The organism is Marinobacter flavimaris (assembly GCF_045057155.1).
GTDB lineage: Bacteria > Pseudomonadota > Gammaproteobacteria > Pseudomonadales > Oleiphilaceae > Marinobacter > Marinobacter manganoxydans.
The window spans coordinates 2052234-2076234 of the sequence record NZ_CP171359.1; the positions used below are offsets into that span (position 1 = coordinate 2052234).

The 24001-nt window shown below is 54.7% G+C and carries 32 protein-coding genes and 1 pseudogene; 17 read left to right on the forward strand and 16 right to left on the reverse strand.

From position 1 onward, the window contains the following. Positions 1 to 68 precede the first annotated feature (68 nt). From ACGK9W_RS09555 to ACGK9W_RS09570, 4 genes are all read right to left on the reverse strand, one after another. Positions 69 to 200, reverse strand: coding sequence for a hypothetical protein (locus tag ACGK9W_RS09555; protein WP_405420595.1), 132 nt, complete (start codon positions 198 to 200; stop codon positions 69 to 71). Positions 201 to 405: 205 nt separating this feature from the next. Then, the gene (locus tag ACGK9W_RS09560; protein WP_341582262.1) at positions 406 to 729 is read right to left on the reverse strand and encodes a helix-turn-helix domain-containing protein; all 324 of its coding nucleotides are present in this window, start codon (positions 727 to 729) and stop codon (positions 406 to 408) included. Further along, entirely contained in the window at positions 716 to 1096 is a 381-nt protein-coding gene (locus tag ACGK9W_RS09565; RefSeq protein WP_341582263.1) for a type II toxin-antitoxin system RelE/ParE family toxin, read from the reverse strand. The genes ACGK9W_RS09560 and ACGK9W_RS09565 overlap by 14 nt, the downstream gene beginning before the upstream one ends. Positions 1097 to 1273: 177 nt before the next feature. Further along, the gene (locus ACGK9W_RS09570; protein ID WP_405420598.1) at positions 1274 to 2281 is read right to left on the reverse strand and encodes a hypothetical protein; all 1008 of its coding nucleotides are present in this window, start codon (positions 2279 to 2281) and stop codon (positions 1274 to 1276) included. Between the two features lie 127 nt (positions 2282 to 2408). On the opposite strand from ACGK9W_RS09570, the gene ACGK9W_RS09575 reads away from it, so the two are divergent. Beyond that, positions 2409 to 2648 (forward strand): type II toxin-antitoxin system prevent-host-death family antitoxin, encoded by a 240-nt coding sequence (locus tag ACGK9W_RS09575; protein ID WP_341582265.1) that lies wholly within the window; start codon positions 2409 to 2411, stop codon positions 2646 to 2648. A gap of 1 nt (position 2649) precedes the next feature. Further along, positions 2650 to 3036 carry a type II toxin-antitoxin system VapC family toxin gene (locus ACGK9W_RS09580; protein WP_341582266.1) on the forward strand — a complete coding sequence of 129 codons (387 nt, stop codon included), beginning with the start codon at positions 2650 to 2652 and terminating at the stop codon, positions 3034 to 3036. A gap of 280 nt (positions 3037 to 3316) precedes the next feature. On the opposite strand, the gene ACGK9W_RS09585 is transcribed toward ACGK9W_RS09580, so the two are convergent. Beyond that, complete coding sequence (locus ACGK9W_RS09585; protein WP_053112091.1) at positions 3317 to 4642, reverse strand: IS1182 family transposase; 1326 nt, start codon at positions 4640 to 4642, stop codon at positions 3317 to 3319. Between the two features lie 122 nt (positions 4643 to 4764). Here ACGK9W_RS09585 and ACGK9W_RS09590 point away from each other — a divergent pair, with 122 nt between their 5' ends. The 3 genes and pseudogenes from ACGK9W_RS09590 to ACGK9W_RS09600 all read left to right on the forward strand — a co-directional run. Next, positions 4765 to 4995, forward strand: coding sequence for a DUF2281 domain-containing protein (locus ACGK9W_RS09590; RefSeq protein ID WP_341582267.1), 231 nt, complete (start codon positions 4765 to 4767; stop codon positions 4993 to 4995). Further along, the gene (locus ACGK9W_RS09595; RefSeq protein WP_341582268.1) at positions 4995 to 5342 is read left to right on the forward strand and encodes a type II toxin-antitoxin system PemK/MazF family toxin; all 348 of its coding nucleotides are present in this window, start codon (positions 4995 to 4997) and stop codon (positions 5340 to 5342) included. The genes ACGK9W_RS09590 and ACGK9W_RS09595 overlap by 1 nt, the downstream gene beginning before the upstream one ends. 49 nt (positions 5343 to 5391) lie before the next feature. Then, positions 5392 to 6851: pseudogene (locus ACGK9W_RS09600) on the forward strand (hypothetical protein); the annotation flags it as partial. A gap of 117 nt (positions 6852 to 6968) precedes the next feature. On the opposite strand, the gene ACGK9W_RS09605 reads toward ACGK9W_RS09600, so the two are convergent. The 5 genes from ACGK9W_RS09605 to ACGK9W_RS09625 form a co-directional block, all read right to left on the reverse strand. Further along, positions 6969 to 7244, reverse strand: coding sequence for a type II toxin-antitoxin system ParD family antitoxin (locus tag ACGK9W_RS09605; RefSeq protein ID WP_341582271.1), 276 nt, complete (start codon positions 7242 to 7244; stop codon positions 6969 to 6971). A gap of 69 nt (positions 7245 to 7313) precedes the next feature. After that, positions 7314 to 7652 carry a HepT-like ribonuclease domain-containing protein gene (locus ACGK9W_RS09610; RefSeq protein WP_341582272.1) on the reverse strand — a complete coding sequence of 113 codons (339 nt, stop codon included), beginning with the start codon at positions 7650 to 7652 and terminating at the stop codon, positions 7314 to 7316. After that, a complete protein-coding gene (locus ACGK9W_RS09615) occupies positions 7642 to 7965 on the reverse strand; it encodes a nucleotidyltransferase domain-containing protein (RefSeq protein ID WP_341582273.1) in 324 nt (107 codons plus the stop codon). Before ACGK9W_RS09615 ends, ACGK9W_RS09610 begins: the two co-directional genes overlap by 11 nt. A 94-nt stretch (positions 7966 to 8059) precedes the next feature. Continuing rightward, the gene (locus ACGK9W_RS09620; protein ID WP_405420603.1) at positions 8060 to 8227 is read right to left on the reverse strand and encodes a hypothetical protein; all 168 of its coding nucleotides are present in this window, start codon (positions 8225 to 8227) and stop codon (positions 8060 to 8062) included. Continuing rightward, positions 8224 to 9315 carry a plasmid pRiA4b ORF-3 family protein gene (locus ACGK9W_RS09625; RefSeq protein ID WP_405420606.1) on the reverse strand — a complete coding sequence of 364 codons (1092 nt, stop codon included), beginning with the start codon at positions 9313 to 9315 and terminating at the stop codon, positions 8224 to 8226. Before ACGK9W_RS09625 ends, ACGK9W_RS09620 begins: the two co-directional genes overlap by 4 nt. Positions 9316 to 9606: 291 nt before the next feature. Here ACGK9W_RS09625 and ACGK9W_RS09630 point away from each other — a divergent pair, with 291 nt between their 5' ends. The 5 genes from ACGK9W_RS09630 (at position 9607) to ACGK9W_RS09650 (ending at position 11572) form a co-directional block, all read left to right on the forward strand. Beyond that, entirely contained in the window at positions 9607 to 9846 is a 240-nt protein-coding gene (locus tag ACGK9W_RS09630) for a type II toxin-antitoxin system Phd/YefM family antitoxin (RefSeq protein WP_008171314.1), read from the forward strand. 1 nt (position 9847) lies between these two features. Beyond that, entirely contained in the window at positions 9848 to 10234 is a 387-nt protein-coding gene (locus ACGK9W_RS09635) for a type II toxin-antitoxin system VapC family toxin (protein WP_092030885.1), read from the forward strand. Positions 10235 to 10338: 104 nt separating this feature from the next. Further along, the gene (locus ACGK9W_RS09640; RefSeq protein WP_405420609.1) at positions 10339 to 10521 is read left to right on the forward strand and encodes a hypothetical protein; all 183 of its coding nucleotides are present in this window, start codon (positions 10339 to 10341) and stop codon (positions 10519 to 10521) included. Then, on the forward strand, positions 10479 to 11105 hold the full coding sequence (locus ACGK9W_RS09645) for a hypothetical protein (protein ID WP_405420612.1): 627 nt from the start codon (positions 10479 to 10481) through the stop codon (positions 11103 to 11105). The genes ACGK9W_RS09640 and ACGK9W_RS09645 overlap by 43 nt, the downstream gene beginning before the upstream one ends. Further along, positions 11063 to 11572 (forward strand): hypothetical protein, encoded by a 510-nt coding sequence (locus tag ACGK9W_RS09650; protein WP_227497761.1) that lies wholly within the window; start codon positions 11063 to 11065, stop codon positions 11570 to 11572. Before ACGK9W_RS09645 ends, ACGK9W_RS09650 begins: the two co-directional genes overlap by 43 nt. A 256-nt stretch (positions 11573 to 11828) precedes the next feature. Here the strand turns inward: ACGK9W_RS09650 and ACGK9W_RS09655 are convergent, their stop codons facing one another. The 5 genes from ACGK9W_RS09655 to ACGK9W_RS09675 form a co-directional block, all read right to left on the reverse strand. After that, positions 11829 to 12167 carry an endonuclease domain-containing protein gene (locus tag ACGK9W_RS09655; protein ID WP_008171308.1) on the reverse strand — a complete coding sequence of 113 codons (339 nt, stop codon included), beginning with the start codon at positions 12165 to 12167 and terminating at the stop codon, positions 11829 to 11831. Positions 12168 to 12590: 423 nt separating this feature from the next. Continuing rightward, entirely contained in the window at positions 12591 to 14036 is a 1446-nt protein-coding gene (gene sbcB / locus ACGK9W_RS09660) for an exodeoxyribonuclease I (RefSeq protein ID WP_405420616.1), read from the reverse strand. 92 nt (positions 14037 to 14128) lie between these two features. After that, entirely contained in the window at positions 14129 to 14371 is a 243-nt protein-coding gene (locus ACGK9W_RS09665; protein WP_405420619.1) for a DUF2442 domain-containing protein, read from the reverse strand. A gap of 58 nt (positions 14372 to 14429) precedes the next feature. Continuing rightward, positions 14430 to 14582, reverse strand: coding sequence for a DUF4160 domain-containing protein (locus ACGK9W_RS09670; protein ID WP_405420622.1), 153 nt, complete (start codon positions 14580 to 14582; stop codon positions 14430 to 14432). A 61-nt stretch (positions 14583 to 14643) separates the two neighbouring features. Continuing rightward, entirely contained in the window at positions 14644 to 15438 is a 795-nt protein-coding gene (locus ACGK9W_RS09675) for a hypothetical protein (protein WP_405420624.1), read from the reverse strand. 366 nt (positions 15439 to 15804) lie between these two features. Here ACGK9W_RS09675 and ACGK9W_RS09680 point away from each other — a divergent pair, with 366 nt between their 5' ends. The 7 genes from ACGK9W_RS09680 (at position 15805) to ACGK9W_RS09710 (ending at position 23384) form a co-directional block, all read left to right on the forward strand. Continuing rightward, positions 15805 to 16833, forward strand: coding sequence for a response regulator (locus ACGK9W_RS09680; protein ID WP_405420626.1), 1029 nt, complete (start codon positions 15805 to 15807; stop codon positions 16831 to 16833). Between the two features lie 3 nt (positions 16834 to 16836). Beyond that, a complete protein-coding gene (locus ACGK9W_RS09685) occupies positions 16837 to 17790 on the forward strand; it encodes a diguanylate cyclase (RefSeq protein ID WP_405420629.1) in 954 nt (317 codons plus the stop codon). Between the two features lie 150 nt (positions 17791 to 17940). After that, complete coding sequence (locus ACGK9W_RS09690) at positions 17941 to 18594, forward strand: transposase (RefSeq protein ID WP_405420631.1); 654 nt, start codon at positions 17941 to 17943, stop codon at positions 18592 to 18594. 117 nt (positions 18595 to 18711) lie between these two features. Then, positions 18712 to 21951, forward strand: a complete 3240-nt coding sequence (locus ACGK9W_RS09695; RefSeq protein WP_405420634.1) for an SNF2-related protein — start codon at positions 18712 to 18714, stop codon at positions 21949 to 21951. A 115-nt stretch (positions 21952 to 22066) separates the two neighbouring features. Then, positions 22067 to 22315 carry a type II toxin-antitoxin system Phd/YefM family antitoxin gene (locus ACGK9W_RS09700; RefSeq protein WP_405420636.1) on the forward strand — a complete coding sequence of 83 codons (249 nt, stop codon included), beginning with the start codon at positions 22067 to 22069 and terminating at the stop codon, positions 22313 to 22315. After that, positions 22305 to 22595, forward strand: a complete 291-nt coding sequence (locus ACGK9W_RS09705) for a type II toxin-antitoxin system RelE/ParE family toxin (protein ID WP_405420639.1) — start codon at positions 22305 to 22307, stop codon at positions 22593 to 22595. The genes ACGK9W_RS09700 and ACGK9W_RS09705 overlap by 11 nt, the downstream gene beginning before the upstream one ends. Before the next feature lie 90 nt (positions 22596 to 22685). Next, positions 22686 to 23384, forward strand: coding sequence for a Fic family protein (locus ACGK9W_RS09710; RefSeq protein WP_405420642.1), 699 nt, complete (start codon positions 22686 to 22688; stop codon positions 23382 to 23384). 76 nt (positions 23385 to 23460) lie between these two features. On the opposite strand, the gene ACGK9W_RS09715 is transcribed toward ACGK9W_RS09710, so the two are convergent. After that, the gene (locus ACGK9W_RS09715) at positions 23461 to 23829 is read right to left on the reverse strand and encodes a histone-like nucleoid-structuring protein, MvaT/MvaU family (RefSeq protein WP_405420644.1); all 369 of its coding nucleotides are present in this window, start codon (positions 23827 to 23829) and stop codon (positions 23461 to 23463) included. Between the last annotated feature and the right edge of the window lie 172 nt (positions 23830 to 24001).

A 24001-nucleotide genomic window follows, 5' to 3' on the forward strand; every position in this document is an offset into this window, starting at 1 on the left:
CACTTGCCCAATTATGACAAACCTTGCCATAAAATGCATCGCTACGGCCTTGGAGATAGCCCCGAAGCCTACACTTTGGTAAACATTCCCCCAAACAACCCCGTCCGCCGCATCACCTGCTCACCTTCATCCAACAACCTCGCCTGCGCCTGCGCCGGTTCCAGCTCAATCAGACCAAGAAGCTGATATAGCGTCAGCATTCTGGACTGCAGCGCCGATCAAGGCTGCTGCTCCTCGCTTATATAAACCACAGGGTGGGCGTCATACGGTGATAATGGGGTCAGACCCCAAGACATTTCGATCCGGCAAATGTATCGGTGTCTGGTCATGCGGTTTCTTCAGAGCAGTTCAGACCAGATACCACCGTGGTTGTGATCTGCCCGCAAAAATTGCCAAACCAGGCAATCAGTAAAGTAAAACCTCAATCCCCTTCCGCTTGACCAGATGCAGCAGCTTCAACGAAGCGCCAGACGGCTTTTTCTCTCCCGATTCCCACTTTTGAACGGACGACACACTGACGTTCAAAACCGCTGCGAAAACAGCTTGGCTCATTCGCGCCTCCAATCGTATCTGACGAATATCGGGCGCAGGTAAATGACTGTCGTTAGTCCGGCAGAGCACCTCATACTCCTCCAGGCGGCGCTTGCTAATCAAGCCGGCTTTACGGAGATCCGTTGCTGTCTCGCGAACTTCATCAAGTATGCGACTTCGAGGTTCAGTGGTTGCCATATTTAATCTCCGTTATTACGCCCGCTAAGTGTGCGCCTTCCAGGCCCTGATCATCCATACCCAGAAAGTCACTTGCCACTTCCTGGAATGCTTTGAGCTCCTTTTGCGAAATGTTCGCTCGCTCGTTCTTTGCAAATGCAAAGAGAAAGAACCATCGGTCGCCATGATTCGTGGCAATAATTGTTCTGGCTCCGCCACGCTTACCTTGACCTGGTGTCGCAACTCTTTTTTTTACAACACCACCACCGAGATCCGCGTCAATCAAGCCGCCAGCCATCTCAGTCACGGCCTGACGCAGCGCATCATCAGACAGGGCGTTTTTGCGCATCCAGCGCGAGAAGGTTTTCGTTCTGAATATCCTTGTCATAATGAAAAGTGTACCACTGAGTGATACATAGGGATAGAACCAGAACAGAACATCTCTGATTCGGTAGGCATAGAATCTATTACCTGATTACGCACAAGGCTCAGCCCTCCATCTGTCCAACTAAGACAAATTTCACCATAGAATGCATCGCCACGACTTTGGAGGTAGCTCCAAAACTTACATTCCAACAAACATCCCCTCAAACAACGCCGTCCGCCGCATCCTCTGCCCACCCTCATCCCGCAACCGTGCATGCTGCGGATCCAGCTCGATCAGGCCAAGAAGCTGGTACAGCGTCAACATTCTCGAGCGCAGCGCAGACCGTGCCTGCTCCTCATCGCTCATGTAGACCACCGGGTAGGCGGCAAGTGGCAGCCGGGGAAAGGCCTTGAGCATGTCCTCCAGGTAGTCGTCCACCGGGCGCCACTGTTCGCCTTTCTCGGACAGAAGCCAGAAGCAGAATGGTGCGGTGTACTGTATTTCATCCAGGCCATCGTAGTGGTCCATGGACGCCCAGCTGAGCCGCGAGAACGCCGTTGAGAGCAGGTCCCTGTAGACCATCAACCAGCCTTTTTTCTCCAGCCTGGCTTCCGCGGTTTTTTTGAGTGAAAGTACACCTTTCTGCTTTTTGGTGTAGCCGGCAATTTCCAGCAACACGCGGGTAAGGATCACCGCCAGCACGTGTTCTTCGGAGCGAATCGGTGAATATCGGGCCATCGGCGCCACCATGGATTCCCCGCCCGCTTCGACCATGGCCTTTACATGTTTGAGCGGCAGGTTGCCCTTGCCAGTCAGGCGAATGCCTTTGTTTTTCATGGCCTCCACCAGCACCCTGGCCATGCGGATGATCGGTGCCGTATCAAGCAGTTCATTCACCGATCCGGCATCGAAAAGTGGGTTGAAAACCGAGGGGCAGTTCAGCGGGTTTTGTAGCAATTCATGCACCTGGGCCGGGCTAAGCCCCTGAAAATCGCTGGCCGGGGGAGCGCCATGCTCGGGATCCTCCGGGAACCAGTCATCACGTTCGGCGAGATCCGCATTGATCTGTTCAAGATCGGCAAAGTCCGGGTCGAACCATTCGCCGCACCACTCGCGAACGGCGATGTGTTCGGGGTGGGCCATATCTTCCATGGCGCCGGAAAGGGTCACTTTGAGCTGGTAGGAGGCTTTGGGTTCGGTAGGCATGGGGCTTCCTGAGAGCTAAGCGGATTTCATCTGCTTCGCAGTTTACGTTCTGGCTGGTTTGCGTGGTAGTTCAACGGCCTTGTGAATGATAAACTAAGTTCAATTAGCTAAGCTCCTGGAGAGCACGATGGAATCCGTCAACATGCATGATGCGAAAACCCGCCTGTCGCAACTGGTTGCCCGTGCAGCCAAAGGTGAAGCCTTTATTATTGCAAAGGCGGGCAAACCCGCTGCCCGTTTAACCGCTTACGATTCCCCGGAAGAAGGCCAGCAAAAGAGAATCGGTTTCATGGCAGGCGAATTCACCGTGCCGGATGACTTCGACCGAATGGGTCAGGAGGAAATATTCGAGATGTTCGGAGGCTGACGTGAACCTGCTTCTGGACACTCATATTATGCTCTGGGCGGCGGCTGAGCCCTCCAGGTTATCCCCCCAGGCGACGGCGCTGATCGGCGATAAAGATAACCGCCTGTATTTTAGTGCGGCCAGCCTTTGGGAAATCGTCCTCAAAAATGGTCTGGGCCGGCCGGACTTTCGAGTTGATCCCCATTTGCTGAGGCGCGGCCTTGTCGATAACGGCTATTGGGAATTGCCGATCACTTCGCAACACACACTTGCGGTAAGCCACCTTCCGGAAATACACAAGGATCCCTTCGACCGGATTCTGGTTGCTCAGGCAGAGACTGAAGGCTTCTTGCTAATAACCTCGGATGAGCTTGTGGCACGCTACCCGGGGCCTGTTCGGCTGATTTAATTGGAAGCCGAACCCGAGAAAGCGTCGAGAGGGTTGCTTTATCGAGGCTCATCCCAGTTTTGCATTGCCCACCTAAACACCCTGCCTAGGGGTCTGCGCGGCAGAAGTATTTTGAGCAAGTGACCCCGCCGCGTCGAATCACAGTTCGGCCCGAGAACGTATCCACAATATCCAGCCGAATAGAGTCTCGATTCTCTCTATTCAGTCAGTCAAGACGGTTATCAGCGAATGCGTTATCGTAGTCCGATCACTCAGTACGCCCAAGGATCCCTCGGACCCTCTATTTCAGCCTCATCAGTGAACTCATCCGCCTGAGATTAAGCGACAGACAGACCAGATCCCATTCACCCTGCACGGCGTGAAGGCCCCGCAGACTGAACTGTCGGAAGCCCAGAACATGCTTGATCCAGCCGTTGACCGCCTCAACCAGATGCTTGCGCTGAGCGTAAACCGATCGCCCGGTTGCCGTGGCCAGCTTCCCGGCCATCCGGGCGCTGGCCGGATAACGGCTCGCGTCTATCTCTGAACTCTTCTTGCCCTCCCGGCGCAGCGAGACATAGCCGTCGATGCTTTTGTCTTCCAGGGTCTGTAGATCTTCTTCTTTACGGTAACCCGCGTCAGCCAGACACTGATCCGGATAGGTTTCCAGAGTGTCTTTTGCCTGATCCAGCAGTGGTATCAGACAGCCATTGTCACTGGGATTATTGCCCAGGTGGTTGGCGACAATCAGCTGGAATTCACCATCCACGGCCAACTGGCCGTTGTAGCATTGCTGGAACCCGTCCGCCGTTTTCATAATCCGGCTTTGCGGATCGGTAAAATTGCTCTGATCCTTGTCATCCGGAACCCCATAATCCCGCTTGAAGTTCGGGCCCCCGCGAGGTGAGCGCCGATCATCGTCCGGGGACCGACCCCGGGCCTTGTCCCGCTCTTTCTGGTCTGCTTCCAATTTCTCTTTGGCGGCACGAATCTTGTCCAGCCGCGCCTGCCGGTACTGAAGCTCTTCAGGCAGTTCATCACCCCGGTTATCCGGGCCGAACTGTCGGTCTTCCGACTGGTCTGTCTGACGCGCCTGACGACAAAGTGCATCGATCTCTTTCGATAAACGATCGTCTTCCTCGCCCATGCGGCCATAGCTCATGGCCTTGTGCTTGCTGGCATTAGCCCGAACCTTGGTGCCATCAATCGCCAGTGTTCCCAGCGTGATCAGCTCCGCTTCCCGGGCAATCCGGACCACCTGAATAAACACGGCCTTGAAGGCAACCAAATGGTGTTTGCGGAAATCACAGATCGTGCGATGCCTGGGGAAGTTGCCTGCCGCCAGAACCCGGAAGGCCACGTCTTCTTCCAGCTTCCGGGCGATCTTGCGTGAAGAGAAAACGCCGGTGGCGTAGGCGTAGATCAGAACCTTCAGCATCATTCGTGGATCGAAGGGCGAGTTGCGTCGGCCGTTGCCTTCGTAGCGGGCATAAAACGCGCTTAAATCCAGCTCCTCGACGACATCACTGACAAAATAGGCCAGATGCCCCTCAGGCAGCCACTCGTTCAGGCTCGGGGGAAGAAGCAGTTCCTGGCCAGGCGAATACGGGCGGAAAGTGGTTCCCATCAGTCATCCTGTTGCTGAAGAATTTTGATCTATTGTGCCAGAATGTAGCTTCTGCCGCGCAGACTCCTAGGTTATGATAATTTAAGCTATGAACCGATCTAAAACCCCACGAGGCTTTTACTATGCAACTTGACGAACTAATCAGCATGGTCAGTCGTCTGCCACCCGCCAGGCAGCAGGAGGTCATCGATTTCGCCGCGTTTCTGGAGCAGCGATATGGTGATAACAGCAAGACAAAACAAGCCGAATGGACCGAAAAAGACTTCAAGACCATGAGCGTTGAGCAGGCCATTCGTGGCATTGAAGATGAGCCGAAACTTTACTCCGATAGCGACATCCGGGAGCGTTGGTAGTGAAGCGTGCTGGCGATATCGCTTTAATGCCTTTTCCATTCACTAATCTGGAAAATTCAAAAAAGCGGCCGGTCCTTCTTCTACGGAAGCTCGACAATAGCCATGACGACTGGCTGGTCTGCATGATTTCAAGCCAGCTTCGCCATTTCAATTCGGGCTTAGACTGGGTACTTACTCCCTCAGACTCTGGATTCAGCGAATCTGGCCTGAAAACATCTAGCGTGTTTCGACTCTCAAGGATAGCAGTGCTCGACGGCTCTCTTCTGATCGGCAAAATTGGAGAGATTCCGGATTCACGGCTTCAGGAACTCAAGCACCGTCTCGCAAAGTGGATTACCGAGGGCTAAGCATTTTGAGCTGAGCCCCCAAACTGGCACACCTTTCGCAATACCTCCCTTCTGTGGCGTTGCCCACTCCAAACGCTTGCAGGGGCAGTTTGATGTGGCCTACCTGCATTACCGAAAGCTTCTGGAAACCGGGGCCGAGTGGGAGTCTGTGTACAACGGTATGCTGACCTGTGCCCAGCATCTGGAAGTCAACAAGGCGGATTCCGCCCTGGCCCAGGATGCCATTGCCCTGCTCCAGCGGGAGGGCTTGCCGCACCAGGAACTCGGCCGGTTTGTCGGCGCGATCATTCACCAGCAGTACGATCTGGATAACCCGGACGCGCAGATTCTCCTGGAAGCCGCCAGTGAAGATGAACTGCTGATCCTCGCCCTCCGGAAAACCCTGATGCCCAATCCGGCGGTGGAAGAGCTGGTCACGATGCTGCGCCGGGCGATTATTGCCGAAGTGGCGCAAACCGTTGAACTTCGGGACGAACTACAACGCCTGGCCCTGGCCATTGCTGAGTATGTGGACAGAACCGGCTACGCCCTGGCCGCTGAAGATGATGAAGAGCGGCTGGTTGCCGCCGTCAATGACAGCATCCAGGCCCAGTTCGCCCTTGGCGAAGATCGGGATACACTGATCGGCTCCCTGATGATCAGCGCCATGTACGGCGCCCTCTTCCACCAGGATTTTGCTGTCCAGCTCGGCCAATGGAATCTCGTTGGTCACAGCTGGCCTGCCGCACAGAAAGCAGCCTGAAAACCCTGATGGCAACGGAGCTGGGGCTGCTCATCGACAACCTGCCTGCCACTCTTCGCATCATGGTCTGCGGCGCCCAGTCCGGCCAGCGCGCCATGGAACTGGCCAGTTACCTGGACGATGTGGAAGTGATCGCGGTGGATGAATCCCTGGCCAACATCGCAAAAGCCACCCGCATGGCGAACGACATGGGCATGGACAACATCGTGTTCTGGCCCTGGTCCATTGCCCAGCGTTTCGTGGCCGATGGCCATCAGGTGCACTGGATTGAAGTCGGCCGCCTGCCCTCACCGGCCATGACCAAGCTGTCCCTCGCGGCACTGGTGAACGAAGCCACTGGCTCCGGCGCCGTTGTTCACATGCACACGGCCGTTGCCGAGCAAACCAATGGTGACAAACAGGTCCGCAAACTGGTCGCCGAGCACCAACTCCAGCCCACCCGCCAGGCCCTGCGCCAGCTTCGCCGGATGGTTTTGGCCAACCGGAAGGATGCAACCTGGCAGGAACTGACGTCCGATGCCGGCTTCTACAGCCTCGGCGGTTGCCGGGACAGATGGTTCCGGCCCCAGGATACGGCCCAACTGAAAGAACTGATGGCGATGGTCAGCAACGAAGTGGAATGGAAGCTGGTCAAGGCCCGGGATATCGACGGCCACAGCCTGGCAACCGGCCCGGTTCAGAAGCAGATTCAGGCGGAGGCACTGGGGAGTGAGGTGCAAAGTCTGATGGGGCAGAGTTTGAGTGTTTATTTCCTGAAGCGGCGGTGATGTGAAGATGGGGTCAGATGAAAACGGAGGCAGGCCTGTAATTTTGAATGGTAACCATCAGCCTGCATTTCACCAAAGTTTTCCAATCCATGGAGGTAGATAGAGACAATATCTTCTTCAGCCTTCCTGCTGAGAATGTAATTCACCGGCCTCTCCATCCCCGGCTAAATGCTTTGCTGCAGCTCTGAGTTCATCCATTGAACGAGCCCCTTCGCCACTGGCAATTCCCGCTGAAACGAGAGCTTGTAACTGGTCGATTTTGTGTCGTCGGTCCTGATCTTTGCGGATCAGATCACGAACATAATCGCTGGTATTGGAATACCTACCGGATTCCGCCTGTTGTTCTGCCCAGGTTTTCATCGCATCGGGCAGGGATATATTCATTGTTGCCATGATCAAGCCCTCCATTGGCGAGATTATGGCAAAGTTTGACAAGGCCTGCATCAACACGGAATCGCAGAATTACAAATCCAGAATTAGGCCGACTTCTCTTGCGAGACCGCCAAGGTTCGATTCAACGACACCCCAGACTATTACTGGGTCCACTGTCGCATAGCCGTGGATAAGCACATTTCTAAACGCAATCATTTTCCGGCAATCAGTTATGGAATCAGCAAGTGCAGCATCCACTTTATGCAACTTCCCGATCGCCTCGCCAATTATTTCAAACTGCCTTTCCACTGCCGACTGCAGCATTTCATCTTCCAAATACTCTGACTGCGATTTACCGGCAACGAATCGCTGAATTTTCTCAGCCGCAACTTTTATGTCGTACACATATTTCAGTGCTTCACGCTGCATAGAGCGACTGCCTTTCTTCCATTACCGAATCGCGAAAATAGGGGTTGGTCAACGAGGCCGTGCTCACGAGGTCGACTGGCCGGCAAAACAGAGCCTCAAGCTCTTCCTTTAGCCCGAAGTAGGATTCGGCCACGGCTATAGCGGACAGCTCCGGGTTAAAAGTAACCAGAAAATCCAGGTCGCTTGATTCGGAAAAACGGCCGGTAACAGCGGATCCGAAGACGAAAAGGGCGTTCACATTGTGCTTGCGGCACAGATGATTCACCTCGCCTGATCGCTCTGTCAGGATATCTGGCAATTCGGAATTAGCCATTAACGCCCACTCCCTCGCTCCAATTGACTTAATAGTCTAACCCACCCTCTGGAGCCACTCCAATTGACGCCACCTCCTATGGCCGCGCCCGGAATTAAATTCTAACAAACAGCCCCTCAAACAACCCCGTCCGCCGCATCCTCTGCTCACCCTCATCCCGCAACCTTGCATGCTCCGGATCCAGCTCGATCAGGCCAAGAAGCTGGTACAGCGTCAACATTCTCGAGCGCAGCGCAGACCGTGCCTGCTCCTCATCGCTCATGTAGACCACCGGGTAGGCGGCAAGTGGCAGCCGGGGAAAGGCCTTGAGCATGTCCTCCAGGTAGTCGTCCACCGGGCGCCACTGCTCGCCTTTCTCGGACAGAAGCCAGAAGCAGAATGGTGCGGTGTACTGTATTTCATCCAGGCCATCGTAGTGGTCCATGGGAGAATCACGGCCAGAACGTGCTCCTCGGAGCGAATCGGAGAATATCTCGCCATCGGTGCCACAATCTCTTCTCCACCGGCCTCAATCATGGCCTTGACCTGTTTGAGAGGCAGGTTGCCTTTGCCGGTGAGGCGGATGCCCTTGCCTTTCATGGCCTCAACCAGAACTTTCGCCATCCGGATGACCGGCGCGGTGTCGAGTTCGCGGTTTACGGCTTCGGCATCGATCAGCGGCTTGAACACAGAGGGGCAATTCAGTGGGTTCTGCAGCAGCTCATAAACCTGGCTGGGGCTAAGGCCGAAGAAGTCTCTGGCCGGCGGGATATCGGGTTCGGATTCGGTTTCGGAAAACAGGGCATCCCGCTCGGCGAGCGCCTGGTTGATGTCATCAAGATCCACAAACTCCGGCTCGAACCATTCGCCACCCATCCACTCGCGCACTGCCACATGCTCCGGATGAGCGGCATCTTCCATGGCTTCCAGAAAATCGTAGAATCCGGGCAAGCCACCGACATCCTCTGGCGGGCACTGGCGCACGGCTTTTATGCAGCGGGGCAACGGCTCGCCCTGATCGCCCGGCAGGACCTTTTCAAGCCGTACCTCGTGCTCCCAGCTGTCGCCGAAATCATAGTCATACGTCAGAGCCTGCCCTTCCTTGTTGAGCACAGCAGACACCGCCACCATGGTTTCATCCTGAAAATTCTGCATGCCATCGAAATCCTCCGCCGGATCACCAATCAACCGGTCATCACCCGCCTGAAACATATGCAGATGACAGGCCTGCCAGCCCATCGCCAACTGGATAATCCGGTGAAGATCCTGAAACGTGGTATCCGGCGCAATCAGCAACCGGCGCCAGATCGGCGGCCGGGCGCCGAGAAGTGATACTTTGAGTTGGTAGGCTTTGTTGGCTGGCGGGGGCATAAGGGCTCCGGTAGTTTGGGGTCCACTTCATGAGCACATTTCTAAACGCAATCATTGTACTTACGGCAAAGCTGGTTCAGTTCTCCGTGTCGATCCCTCAGGACACCTGGCAATCCGGATTTAGCCATTCCCGCTCCCTTATGAATAAGTCGCTTTCCCAAAAGTCTAACCCACACCTTCCCGGCACTCTACCTTGTTGCGGCATTGCCTAATCAGAAATGCGCCGGAAGGTAGCCCAACTACCTCGCCAGTGATAGACTAAGTTCAAAGAACTAAGTCTATGGAGGATAAATGGAATCCGTCAACATGCACGAAGCAAAAACCCGCCTGTCACAACTGGTGGCCCGTGCCGCCAAGGGCGAGGCATTCATCATCGCCAAAGCGGGAAAGCCGGTTGCCCGGGTAATGGCTTACGATTCCCCCGAACAAAGCCAGCAAAAACGGATTGGCTTCATGGCAGGTGAATTCACGGTGCCGGAAGATTTTGACCGGATGGGCCAGGACGAAATAGTTGAAATGTTCGGAGGCTGAGGTGAACCTGCTTCTGGATACCCACATTCTGCTATGGGCAGCGGCCGAGCCGGATAAGCTGTCACCCGAGGCGGCAACCCTGATCAGCAACGAAAGTAACCGCCTGTATTTCAGCGCCGCAAGTCTTTGGGAAGTGGTTATCAAGAATGGGCTGGGCCGACCGGATTTTCACGTTGATCCGCATCTACTGAGGCGTGGCCTTATGGATAACGGCTACCTGGAATTGCCGATATCGTCGCAGCACGCACTTGCCGTAAGCCACCTTCCGGACATACACAAGGATCCTTTCGACCGGATTCTGGTCGCCCAGGCAGAGACAGAGGGTTTCTTGCTACTTACCTCCGATGAGCTGGTTGCACGCTATCCGAGGCCTGTTCGGTTGATTTAGAGAACTGGCACACCTTTCGCAACACCTCCCTCAAAGCACGGCAAACCGTCAAAAACTGCAGACCTTTGCCGCTCCCAATTGCGGCTGTTATCACGAGGTGTCCGATGCAAGCCAAGCATCAAGTCCAGGTATCCCAATCCCAACAGGCCCAGGCTGCCCGCCTGCTTCTGCAGGCCAACCTTGCCTACGGGGAGTCCAACAGCAACGGTCTCAGCCATATCCAGCGGCTGAAGGCCCGGCAGGAATGTCGGGGCTATCTGAAGCCGCCAGCGAAGACGAACTGCTGATCCTTGCCCCCCAGAAAACCCTGATGCCCAATCCTGCGGTGGAAGAGCTGGTTACCCTGCTGCGTCGGGCAATCATTGCCGAAGTCGCACAAACCGTTGAACTTCGCGACGAACTGCAACGCCTGACACTGGCCCTCGCTCAATACGCCGACAGAACCGGCTATGCCCTGGCAGCTGAAGACGATGAAGAACGACTGGTCTCTGCCATCAACGACAGCATCCAGGCCCAGTTTGTCCTTGGCGAGGAACAGGACGGACTCATCGGCTCACTGATGACCAGCGCCATGTACGGCGCTCTCTTCCACCAGCCCTTCGCAGTGCAACTTGGCCAATGGAACCTCGTGGACTGGCCCCTGGCATTGCAGCCCGTTCTGGCCGCCAGCTATTACGATCGGGCCGAAGAAGAGGCCATCAAACAGAATTTCGATGAGAAGGCCGAGGAACTCTGTCTGGATAAGACCGATGCTCCCCAGGCATGGCCGTCCTGGTCTCGGTTGGCCTACCGCACCGAAAGCAGCCTTAAAACATTGATGGCCAACAGGTGCACTGGATCGAAGTCGGTCGACTGCCCTCCCCGGCCATGACCACCCTGTCTCTGGCGGCCCTGGTTAATCAAGCCACCGGCTCCGGCGCTGTAGTGCACATGCACACCGCCATTGCCGAGCAAACGTCCGGCGACAGACAGATTCGCAAACTGGTCAGCGAGCATAAGCTCCAACCCACCCGCCAGACGCTGCGCCAGCTCCGCCGGATGGTTCTCGCCAACCGAAACGATACTGCCTGGCAGGACCTGACCGCCGACGCCGATTTCTACAGCCTCGGCGGCTGCCGCGACAGATGGTTCCGGCCGCAGGATACCGCCCAGCTGAAAGAGTTGATGGCTATGGCGAGTAATGAGGTGGAATGGAAGCTCGTGAAAGCACGGGATGTGGATGGCCATAGCCTGGCAACCGGACCGGTGCAGAAGCAAATTCAGGCGGAGGCACTGGGCAGTGAGGTGCAGAGTTTGATGGGGCAGAATTTGAGTGTTTATTTTTTGAAGCGGCGGTGATTTGGATTGTGGAGGCCAGGACGCTTCCGCCTCTCCGCCTCTCCCCCTCTCCCCCGACCCATCTCCCGCCAGGGGAGAGGGGAGATTAGGGGTACAGAAATGAGGACAACACCATCAAAGCCCCCTCCCCTGGCGGGAGAGGGGCTTTACTAACAGAAGTCCTGCACCCCCAGTCCCTCGCGGAGAAGGCTTTGCCCAGCAAAAGTACTGCAGCCCGAGCCCTTGCGGTAGAGGGGGTGGTTAAATTGTTACTCCTTCATTCCCCTCGGCCTTCAACTGCTTTGTAAATAACCGAGAGCACCACATCGGTCTGTCGTAGAATCTCGTGGTTCCAGAACCGAAGCACCCTGTAACCCTGCGCTTTCAACCAAGCGTCTCTTCGTTCGTCAGTTGCTGACTCACTGTGCTGCCCACCATCAGCCTCAACGATGACTTTTGAACCGAAATGCACGAAATCCACAATAAAGGGTCCCAACGGTTGCTGTCGGCGGAAGCGTTTTCCATTGAGTCGGTAGGCACGGAGGTGGAACCAGAGGCGCCTTTCGGCGTCGGTCATATTTTTGCGGAGGTGTTTGGCGAAGGTTGTTTGGTTCATGGTTCGTCCCTGGGTTTGTGGTGGGCTTCCTGCCCGTTTTGCGGAGACACAATAGCCCCTCTTCGGTAGCCCCCCCCCCTCTCCCCCGGCCCCTCTCCCACAAAGGGGAGAGGGGGGCTTTTGGATCAAATTCTCCGGATGACTCTGCCTTGCCCAACTCGCAGGCCAGCACAGAGGCGAGATTCTTAATCAAATCTCCGAGCAACTCCATTTAGCCCCTCTCCCCTCGCGGGAGAGGGGGCTTTTGGATCAAATTCTCCGGATGACTCTGCCTTGCCCAACTCGCAGGCCAGCACAGAGGCGAGATTCTTAATCAAATCTCCAGGCAACTCCATTTAGCCCCTCTCCCCTCGCGGGAGAGGGGTTGGGGAGAGGGGGGGGCAAGCCCTTACGGCGGCTCCAACGGAGCCAACATCTTTATCCTCAGATATAAGGAATCAAAGATTCCCCATACAAATGCAAATCCTCCAGGATATGCCGCCGCTCCGGCGTCAGTTCCGGGTCCGCCGCCAGACGCTGTAACTCCTGGGCATAAGCCTCCAAAGACCGCCAGCCCTTCTTCGGGTGCATTAGCCTCTGGCTGCGAAACTCCTCCCATCGCTCCAGCTCCTCACCCATCAGGCTGCCCGGATAATTCCTGGCCCGATAGCGAAACAGCAGCTCCTGCAGGCGATCATCTTCAAAGGTCACATCCAGCTCGCCGAGTGTTTCCACCGGCTGCTCCAGCACCCAGTTCAGCTTCTCGCGGTCGGTTTTGCTGATAAAACCGCCAGCATAGAGCTGTTCGTCCGGGTCTGTGAGGTCGCTTTCGTGGGGCTGGTCGAAGGCCTCGGCAATCCTGGCTGGTAGATCCGGAGCCTTGCGCAGCATGGCCAGGTTGGCCCGCAAAGTATCACCATCCAAGGCCAGTTCTTCCAGGCGTTCCTGTGAAAGGGTGGAAAGCATGTTCGCTGGCGCCAGCACCGGGCATTTGTTCAGCTGCACCCCTTTCAGCGGAAAGCGGCTCACCCCCTCCCCCAATTCCGCCTGGGAAGTAAATACCCGCTCACGAATCTGTTCAGCACTGGCGTTGATCAGCTCGCCGGGGTCTTCACGCAGGTCGTAGACAATCACCTGGTTCTTATTTGTGGAATGCTCGGCTACGGGTGCGACCAGGGCACAGCAACCCCGGCTCGCTGGGTACTTGGCGGACACGTGGAACACCGGCTTCATAGTGGCCGTATCCAGCATGGCCCGTGCCGAGTGTTTGTCCTTGTTCTGCAGCACAAAATCAAAGAGCTTTGGCTGTTTCTCCTTGATCAGTCTGGCTACCGCAATGGTTGCCTCAACATCCGACACGGCGTCGTGGGCCGCTTCGTGGGCGATGCCGTTGGCAACGGTCAGCTCCTCCAGCTTGAAACTGGGGCTGCCATCTTCCTTCCGGGGCCAGTTGATACCCTCCGGGCGCAGGGCGTAGGTCAGGCGCACCATATCAATGATGTCCCAGCGGGAATTGCCGTTCTGCCATTCGCGGGCGTAGGGATCACGCAGGTTGCGGTACAGGGTATGGCGGGTCACTTCGTCGTCGAAACGCAGGCTGTTGTAGCCCACCACACAGGTGCCCGGCTGGCTGAAGGCTTCATTAATCTGGGCGATAAACTCCGCCTCGGGAAAACCGTCTTGCAGGGCTTTCTGGGGCGTAATGCCGGTAATCAGGCAGGCCTCCGGCGATGGCAGGTAATCATCCGCCGGCTTGCAGTAAATCACCAGCGGGTCTTCGATGATGTTGAGATCCGCATCCGTTCGCACACCGGCAAACTGGGAAGGCCTGTCGTGAACCGGGTCTACCCCGAAGGTTTCGTAATCGTGCCAGTAAAACGAGCGAATCAAAACAGAAGCTCCTGCGTTCGCGAAATCGGGGTCAGATGAAATTGGGGTCAGATGAACTTTTCATCTGACCCCAATTTCAGAGGGCGGGAGAATCAGGCAGCAGTTTGCCGGGCGTCGACCGACAACATCGCCTCAATGCTCAGGTGATAGTCGATATCTTCCCACTCGATGCCTGTTGCATCGCAAATGAAACGATACTTGCGAAATTCCTCAATCGAAGCGCGCTCCAGCTCTGGATACCAATGGATAGGTGTCGATATCACGCGGCCGTCCTCCAGTTCTACATGGAGATGGCGATCGTCTATATGAACGGATTTACCTTTCAAACCAGGCATTCCAACGCTCCAGAAACTCCGACCGATGGCTTTCAACAATTCCAAGGCAGGCTCGCAGCTACTGCTGTTTCAGTGAGCTGTGCACCACCTTTAAATCACTTAACTGGATTTTAGCCCATCGCTCGCCTTTAAGTACATGGACGTGCGCAGGCCAGTGATCGTTGGCGTAAAAGAAGAGCTTGAAGCCAGTCAGGTAAAGAAGGGTTGGCACCGATCACTCCCTGATCCCATGAGCCAAAAAGTTTTATTCGGGAGCAAAAATGAGGACCACCTTAAAAGAGCTGCTTACCCATGTCATTGCGGTGGGTTTGCAACCGCTCCACGCCCTGGTTGATCAATTTACTCATCTCAACAGTCATGCTGGTGGGCAGGTTGATGAACACACCCTGGCCAGCGTTGATCACGGTGGCGCCGTCCGGGCTTTGCCAATCAACACCCTCGCGCTGGAAACCAACAAAGAAATCGTTGGTGAACCCCGTGGTGCCCTCAGCGTTCTCGTCACCCACAACTAGGGACTGGAGGTGAGTCAGCGGAGCACAGTTTGTGGCGGGAGCTCCGGTGCAATCGGCGGGAGCTGCTGCGGGGTCGACAATACCAATATGAGTGGCTCTTCGTGGAGTTGCCTGGCCGTTTTGATCCATCAACGTGGCGTCGTATATCGTGCCGGACCCATCATCGAGTTTCAGGCCGATGTTGCCACTGAAACTGCTAGTCAGCGAAGAAACCGAACCTCTCGCCTGCCCGAAGCCCATCCTGAAACCGGCCAGCTCATCGTTAGCGTCATTTGCCAGTTCGATATAAGGCTTAAACGCCTCAAAATGAACCGTATCGCCTTTGTTGTAAGTGCGGCCGTTATATTGAACCCCATCATTGCGGGCAATATGTCCCAGCGCCAAGTGCTGGGCGGCAAAGTCTACGCCACCGTCAATTTCACCGGCCTTCACATCATCAATGTTGACCCGGGTCTCGACGTCCATGCCCAAAGTCATTCGGGTGAACTGATGACCGTCAACACCGCCGTCAATGTTCTCAATCTGCATAAAAGCCTGCCCGGTCACCTCACCCATTGTTTCCTCAGAAATGGGCTTCAGCTCGGCCTGGGCAACGGGCGCAATACCCAGGCAGAACAGGGTGACGGCAGCGTATCCATACGCTCGCTGTCTCATAGTTTTGTGTCTCTGAAGAACCATTATTATTTTATTTGCCGCAGGCACACTATAACCAAGGCAGATCGGCCAATAGAGTGAGCAGAGTCACAATCACCGTTTACAATTCAGTAATACTCAGCCAACTTTGAATACAGTCACAAAACCTTTGGCCTATTATACTTACAGCCTCTTACCGAATGTTACGAATGCTGTAGCAAACGTGTACACAAAGAAGACTGCTGGTATACTTTCGCACCCTATGACGAACCCTCTACGGCCCCATCAATGACCACCCGCATACTCATCTGCGACGACTCTGCCCTTGCCAGAAAGCAAATGGCCCGAGCCCTGCCAGAAGGATTGCGTGGCGATGTCAGCTTCGCAAAAGACGGCGTGGAAGCACTGGAGAAATTGCGCCGGCACGAGGCCGAGCTGATGTTCCTCGACCTGAACATGCCTGAGATGGACGGCTATCAGGTGCTGGAACAGGTTCGCAAGGAAGACCTTCCGGTGATGACCATCGTGGTTTCCGGCGATATCCAGCCGGAAGCACGGGAACGGGTAAAAAAACTCGGCGCCCTCGACTTCATCAAGAAACCGACAGAAACGTGCATCGTCCTTGATCTGCTGGTGGAATACGGCCTGTACCGGCCTTGCGAACTCGAAGACTCCGCGCTCAATGACAGCAGCCTGAAAAGCACAGGCAGTACCGCCCCGGAAATCTCCGTTTCCCTGAACGACTATCTGCAGGAAATCTCCAACGTCGCCATGGGCCGGTCCTCGGATCTGCTGGCCCGCCTGTTGCGCGTGTTCGTCAAACAGCCGATTCCCAAGGTAGCCTTCCTGGCCAACTCCGAACTGCACATGGCCATTTCCTCGGTCAGCGACAGCAACACCTATTCCGCCGTGTGCCAGGGGTTCACAGGAGCCGGTATTGCCGGGGAGGCACTGCTGCTGTTCGCCGACGCCAGCTTCCGGGACATGGCAGAGATGCTTCACTACGACACCCTTGAGGGCGAAGCGGTGAATGTGGAGGTGCTGATGGACATGTCCAGCATACTATTCGGCGCTTTTCTCAAGGGCATCGGCGACCAGTTGGACCTGAAACTCGGCCTGGGCCACCCCACCGTGCTCGGCCAGCACCGGCAAATCTACGAACTGCTGGAACACCACAGCGCCCGTGAAGAGCAGCTGTTGTGCATCGAAATCTGCTACACCCTGGAAGACCGCGACATCGAATGCGACATGCTGATCCTTCTAACCGAGGATTCAGTGCCTTTTCTCGAAGATCGCCTGCAATATCTGGTGGACTGACTCATGGCCATAGAAGAATCCGAAGCCAACTCCTTTCACTGGCTGATGGACATGCTGGAATCCGTGGAAGTGGGCCTGGTGGTCCTGGATCTGGATTTCAGAGTCGAAGTCTGGAACGGATTCATGGAAAACCACAGCGGCATCACGGCAAGCAAGATCCAGGGCCAGGTATTGTTCGATGTATTCCCTGATATCCCCCAGGCCTGGCTGACTCGCAAAGTCGATGCTGTGGCCTTGCTCAACACCAAGGCGTTTACTTCGTGGGAGCAGCGCCCTTACCTGTTCCAGTTCCGCAATACCCGGCCTATTACTGGCACCGAACAATACATGTTCCAGAACCTGACCATCAGCCCGCTCTCCGGCACAACAGGCGAGGTCGAGAAAGTGTGCCTGATGGTGTACGACGTAACCGACATCGCCAGCAGCAAAATGGCGCTGGAACGGGCCAACGAGCAGCTGGCCAAGCTGAGCATGACAGACCGCCTCACCGGCCTGCTCAACCGTGGCACCTGGGAAAACCTGGTCGACGCCGAGTTCGAACGTTTCCGCCGCTACGGGCACACCACCAGCCTGGTGATGTTCGATATCGACCACTTCAAGCCGGTGAACGACACCCATGGCCACCTGGCCGGGGACGAAGTGATCAAACACACCGCCAGCGTCACCCGTGCCGCCATCCGCCAATCCGACAGCGCCGGCCGCTACGGTGGTGAGGAATTCGGCATCATACTGCCGGAAACCGACGCCGAGGGCGCACGCATTATCTGCGAGCGGATACGGGAAAGCATTGAACAGAGTGAGGTGGAAACCAGCGTAGCGCCGATCCGTTATACCATCAGCATTGGCATAGCCCAGCTAACCGAAGAGCCTGAGAACTATATGCAGTGGATGCAGAAGGCGGATGAGGCGTTGTATGCAGCAAAAAAAGGCGGGCGAAACCAGGTTGTAGTGGCTTAAGTTGGGGTCAGATGAAATTGGGGTCAGAAGAAAAGTTCTTCTGACCCCAATTTCATCTGACCCCGAGTTCGTGCACTCCGTCATGGAAGACGAGGCAGCACCGCGATAGGGTTCCAACATAAACCAAAACTGTCACAAGGACGTGATGCTATGCCCAGAACTATCAGATTCTGCCCTCCCGGCGTACCCCAACACATTATCCAAAGGGGGAATAACCGTCAGCCAACCTTCAAAGGTCGAGTGGATTTCGCTTTTTATTGCCGCTTGATGGAGCAATATTCCGAAGAACATGGTGTCGCCCTTCATGGCTGGGTTCTGATGACAAACCATGTGCATCTGCTAGCGACACCCTCAAAAGAGAACGGCATATCGGCCTTTATGCAGTCACTCGGTCGTCGATACGTACGCTACTTTAACCGTCGACACGACAGAACAGGTGGCCTGTGGGAAGGTCGGTTCCGATCATGCCTCATTGATTCCGAAAATTACCTGCTCGGCTGTCAGCGCTATATCGAGATGAATCCGGTTAGCGCTAGAATGGTCGCCAATCCCGAGGATTACTGGTGGTCGAGTTACCAGTGCCATGCGCTCGGGAAAACCAGCGAAATGCACACACCTCACCCACTATACCTGGCCCTTGGCAAAGATTCGCATGAGCGAAGGCACAGATACCTAAAACTCTTCGCCCGGCCTATGCCCGATTACCTCAAAGACGAGATCCGCAAAGCCGCCAGAAGCGGAAAGACGCTGGGCTCTGCAAAGTTCAAAAGCGAACTTCAAGCAAGGTGCAGCATTGTCGACTGAGAACCAGGATCAATTTGGGGTCAGATGAAAACGGGGTCAGAAGAATTTTTCTTCTGACCCCGTTTTCATCTGACCCCAAGTTCCATTAACCTCCGGGCTTTTAGGCAGAAGCGCTCCATGCTCATATCCCACACGCACCTCACCCAGATTTATGGTGAAACCGTTGTTCAACGGGGGCGCCAGTATTTTAATGAAGGTCGGGTCGATGCTTTCAGTAGTCAGTTCGAGGGCATGAGCATACGCTTGCTGACAGGCACAGTTGCCGGCAGTGAGCGGCGGCCCTATCAAACCCGGGTCTGGATCGACCCTCATTATCCCTTCGACCTGCGCACACAATGCAGCTGCCCGGTTCAATTCTTCTGCAAACATTCAGTAGCAGTGTTGCTTGCCGCGAATTTCAGGCTTGAAGCGGAAAGTCAGAATCACCTGCAGAACGTTCGGGCGCAGGAGCAAACGAAGCGTTGGTTTGCCAAGGTTCGCGACCGGACCGACAAGGCGAACGTCGCGTCGTCAGAATGCCTGGTCTACGTACTCAAACCACCACGGGCGTTTGAAGCTCTTTCCGTGTCTGTGAGAAAAGCCAGGCCCCGAAAAGACGGTAGCCTTGGACGCGGCAATCCTTGCTCGCCATGGCACCGCGCCCAGCTGGATTACGAGCGGCCAAAATATTTGCGCAAATCCGACATAGCGCCTCTCACCTGGATCTCAGCGTTTTCGTCCGGGTATTATTCAGAACCGAAAATCGAGGATTACACCGGCGCAAGCTTTCTGGATGCTGTGATCGAAACTGGACGTCTTTTCTGGGAATCAACCGAAAATCCACCCCTCACTCGCGGTGGCCCCCTGCGCGCCACCTTTGAATGGATGGCACTGCCGAATAATCACTGGCAGCTGGCATTGTCTTCGCTTCCAGACAGCATTGTTCTGGCGCCTACCGATCCGCCCTGGTACATCGACACACTCAATCATAGCGCAGGCATAGTTAATACCGGCACAGATACGGCTACCTTTGAGCTTTTAATGACATGTCCGCCGTTGACCAATGCACATATTGAAGAGCTCTTACCTGAATTGACCCCATTGATGCAGGAACTTGCAATACCTCTGCCGGAAGACCTAGTGCTTCCTGAAATCATTACGACCACACCGAAACCGGTCCTACAGCTGTATTCAACGGTACTCCCCGGCCATCAGGAACTAAAGGCCGCCCGGCTGGCTTTCATCTATGGCGATCACCGAATCCACTACACCGATAAAGGTGAGACTGTCCGGCTGGAAAGCAGCCAGGGCCCTGTCCTTATCATCCGGGATGAGGAGGCCGAACTCGAGCTCGCAGGCAACCTTGATCAGTTCATCTACATCTCCATACATGCCAGGGACTGGCAAGATCCGCCCCCCGCTCATAGCCTGATGGACTTCACCTTGCCTTCACAACGGGATTGGCTCAGTTTTCTGGCCTACGAGCTGCCGATGCTTGAAGCCAGCGGCTGGCTCATTGAGGTCGACGAATCCTTCGATCTGGCAGTGATCGAACCGGATCAATGGTATGGCCTCACCCAACAGACGGATGAGCCAGGGTGGTTTGATGTCGAGTTAGGCATTGAGTATGAGGGCCGGACCATCAACCTGATTCCCCTGCTTTCCTCGGCTCTTGAGCGACTGAAGCGGGAAAGTGAGTACGACACCGAGGGCGCATTAATACTGCCTGAGCACCTGTGGCTGCATGACGATGAACGTCTTATCCGGGTGCACTCCGACCGCGTTCGCCCCATGATCGAAACCCTGTTCACCCTCTACGGAAAACCGGATGTTGAAGGCCGCCTCAGGCTGTCGCGGCTAGACAGCGCCCAACTGCTCGGCCGCACCCGGGCCGAATGGGAGAACAGCGAAGAGCTCGAAGCCCTGGGCAAAAGACTGACAGGATTCACCGGCCTTGAACAAATCAGACCAGCACAGGAACTTAACGCACAACTGCGCCCCTATCAGCAAACAGGGCTGAACTGGCTGCAGTTCCTTGGTCACAACGGACTCGGCGGCGTGCTGGCGGACGACATGGGGCTTGGCAAAACCCTGCAAACGCTGGCAAGCGTTCAGGTCGAAAAGGCTGCGGGACGCCTGAAAAGACCGGCCCTGATTGTCTGCCCGACCAGCGTTATACAGAACTGGCAGGGTGAAACCAGAAAATTCACCCCGGAGCTTCGCGTGCTGACTCTCCATGGCGCAAATAGAAAATCACTGTTTGCACAAATCGAAGAAAAAGATCTAATCATAACAAGCTACCCGCTGCTCACCCGCGACATCGAACAGCACAAAGCCAATCTATACAGCCAGATTTTCTTCGACGAAGCCCAGAATCTGAAAAACCACCAGACCGCCGTCGCCAGAGCTGCCCGTAAACTCAGAGCCAACAACCGCTTTGCGCTGACGGGTACGCCCATGGAAAATCACCTGGGCGAACTCTGGGCGTTGTTTGACCTGGTATTACCCGGATATCTCGGTAGCCACGATGAGTTCCGGCAAAATTTCCGCAAGCCCATTGAAGAACACGGCGCTATCGAACAACAGGCCCTGCTCACACGTCGTGTAAAACCCTTTCTGTTACGCAGGACAAAAGAGCAGGTTACGCCGGAGTTGCCAGAAAAAACCGAAATCATCAAGCCCGTCGAGCTCAACCGGGCCCAGCGGGATCTCTATGAAACCGTGCGTGCAAGCATGGATAAACGCATTCGCAAACTGATGGCCGATAAAGGCGCGGCACGCAGCCAGATCGAAATTCTCGACGCCTTGCTCAAACTTCGGCAAATCTGTTGCCACCCCCGCCTGCTGACTCATTCAACAGAGGGCCAGTCGGCAAAACTGGACTACCTGATGGAAATGCTTGCGGAACTGATCGATGAGGGTCGACGAATCATCGTCTTTTCCCAGTTCACCTCCATGCTGGCGCTTATCGAGGACGAACTCAACAAACGCGGCACTTCTTACGCCAAACTGACCGGCCAAACCAAAAACCGGAAAAAACCAGTTGAAGAATTCCAGAGGGGTGAAAAACCGCTGTTCCTGATCAGCTTGAAAGCCGGCGGCACGGGCCTGAACCTGACCGCTGCAGACTGTGTGATCCACTACGATCCCTGGTGGAATCCGGCCGTAGAAAACCAGGCCACCGACCGCGCCTGGCGCATTGGACAGGACAAACCAGTATTCGTATACCGACTGATCTGTGAAGGCACCGTCGAGGAAAAAATCCAAAACCTCCAACAACGCAAGAGCCAGCTAGCGAACAGCCTCTACGGAAACAAAGAGGCTCTATCCACCGCCCTCACCTCCGACGAGATTGCCACCCTGTTCGAAAAAATGTGAAGTCGGGGTCAGAAGAACTTTTCTTCTGACCCCATTTTTTTAAAAATCTTCTTGCTTGCATATAAGCCCGCCCACCCTCAAAATATGACCTATTAAAAGGTCTTTGGAGAGAGTTATGACTAATCAAATCTATTCTGAAGTAACCGCAAGCATTTCAGAGTTCAAAAAGAATCCGATGGCGGCCGTGCATTCGGGAGAGGGGTTCCCTATCGTCGTTCTGAACCGGAACAAGCCGGCATTCTACTGTGTTCCAGCTGAAATCTACGAAGCCATGCTTGACCGACTTGACGACCAAGAGATGGTAGCAATTGTGAAAGAGAGACTTGCAGAGCCAAGTATTCGAGTCAATCTCAATGAGCTTTAAGTATTCGCTTGCATTCAAACCATCAGCTCTAAAGGAATGGAAGAAGCTCGCTCCGGCAATTCGAGATCAGTTCAAGAAAAAGCTTACGAAACGCCTTGATGAACCTCATGTTCCATCTGACGCTCTGTCGGGGCTGCAAGGTTGCTACAAAATCAAGTTAAAGAGTGTTGGATATCGTTTGGTCTACCAAGTTGAGGACGGCGAGGTTTTAGTGACGGTTGTGGCCGTGGGGCGGCGGGAACGCGGTGATGTGTACAGCAAGGCGAAAGATCGAGCGTAAATTTTGATAACGCATGTTGGAAACGAACGAAAGTTACCTACTTTATTCTGATCCCACACGTAGAACCCATGAAGTGAACTCGGACCTGATATGACTGCCGCTGAAGACACCTGCTGGTCAATGCCGCCGAACAAAAGCAAAGCCCTGATGATTGCGCAAAGAGAGGTTTCTGTTTTTGTGTATGACGCCGTTCGTCTGGAGGGAATTAACTTTACGCTGCCGGAAATACAAACGTTGCTGCAGGGCATTACGGTGGGCGGCCACAAATTAAGCGATCAGCAGATAGCTATCAACCAGAGTGAAACCTGGAAAGCCCTGTTTCAAATGATCCGGGAAAGTCAGTTCCAGTTGACGAAAGAATGCGCTGAAAGCCTGCATGCCATTGCTGCGAAAGAAGAGGCGCTGGAATGGGGATGCTTCCGTTCAGGGTCCGTGCTTATCGCAGGCACCGATTATGAACCTCCCGCCGCTGGCGAGCTTCCCCGACTTTATGAAGAAATGGTCCAGAGCCTGAATGATATTGAGGACATCTATGATCAGGCCATTCATCTCTTCCTCACCATGGCCCGATGCCAGTTCTTCTATGATGTAAACAAACGGATGGGCCGCTTCATGATGAATGGCCATTTATTGAACAACGGATATCCTGCTATCAATATCCCCGCCTCAAGACAGCTTGAGTTTAACGAGTTGATGCTGGAGTTTTATGCAATCGGTGATGAAACGGCCATGAATCGCTTTGTGCGCAGCTGCCTCAGCGAAAAAGTCATCCGCATCATGAAGGAGTGAAATCGAGGTCAGATGAAAATGGGGTCAGAAGAAAAATTCTTCTGACCCCATTTTCATCTGCCCCCAACTTAAGCGCTTAGTCCTGCTGCCAGCTCTGCACAGCTTCCTTACCATGCTTCTGACGCCACTCGTTCAACGTCTTGTGATTGCCACCACGGGTCTTGACCACTTCCCCGGTGTGCGGATTCTTGTAAGTCTTCATCGGGCGCTTCGGCCGGCTGCCAGCGGTTGTGTCAGCCTTTGCCCCAGACACTGAGGGATCAATTGCAGAAAGAATCTGAAGAACATCCTTCGGTGACTTGTCATACTCCTTCATCAATGCGCGAACCTTGTTTTCAAACTCCAGTTCACCTTTCAGAGCCTGGTCTTCTTCAAGCTGTTCCAGCTCTGCAGCAAGCTTTTCCATAAGCTGTTTTTTCTGGTAGTAATCGTTAATCTTTGCCATGGAATTAAAACCTTCTTAAAATAGGAGTTTTAACAAATTAAGTGGAGTTGACTAAAAGTCAGGCACAATAATAATAAAAAAAATGTTGTCTGGCAAAATTATTTATTTACGAGCCCTTAATAAAAAGCCAATCAACTTGACCGGCTTTTAAAAACTCTCTTTATAAAAATGT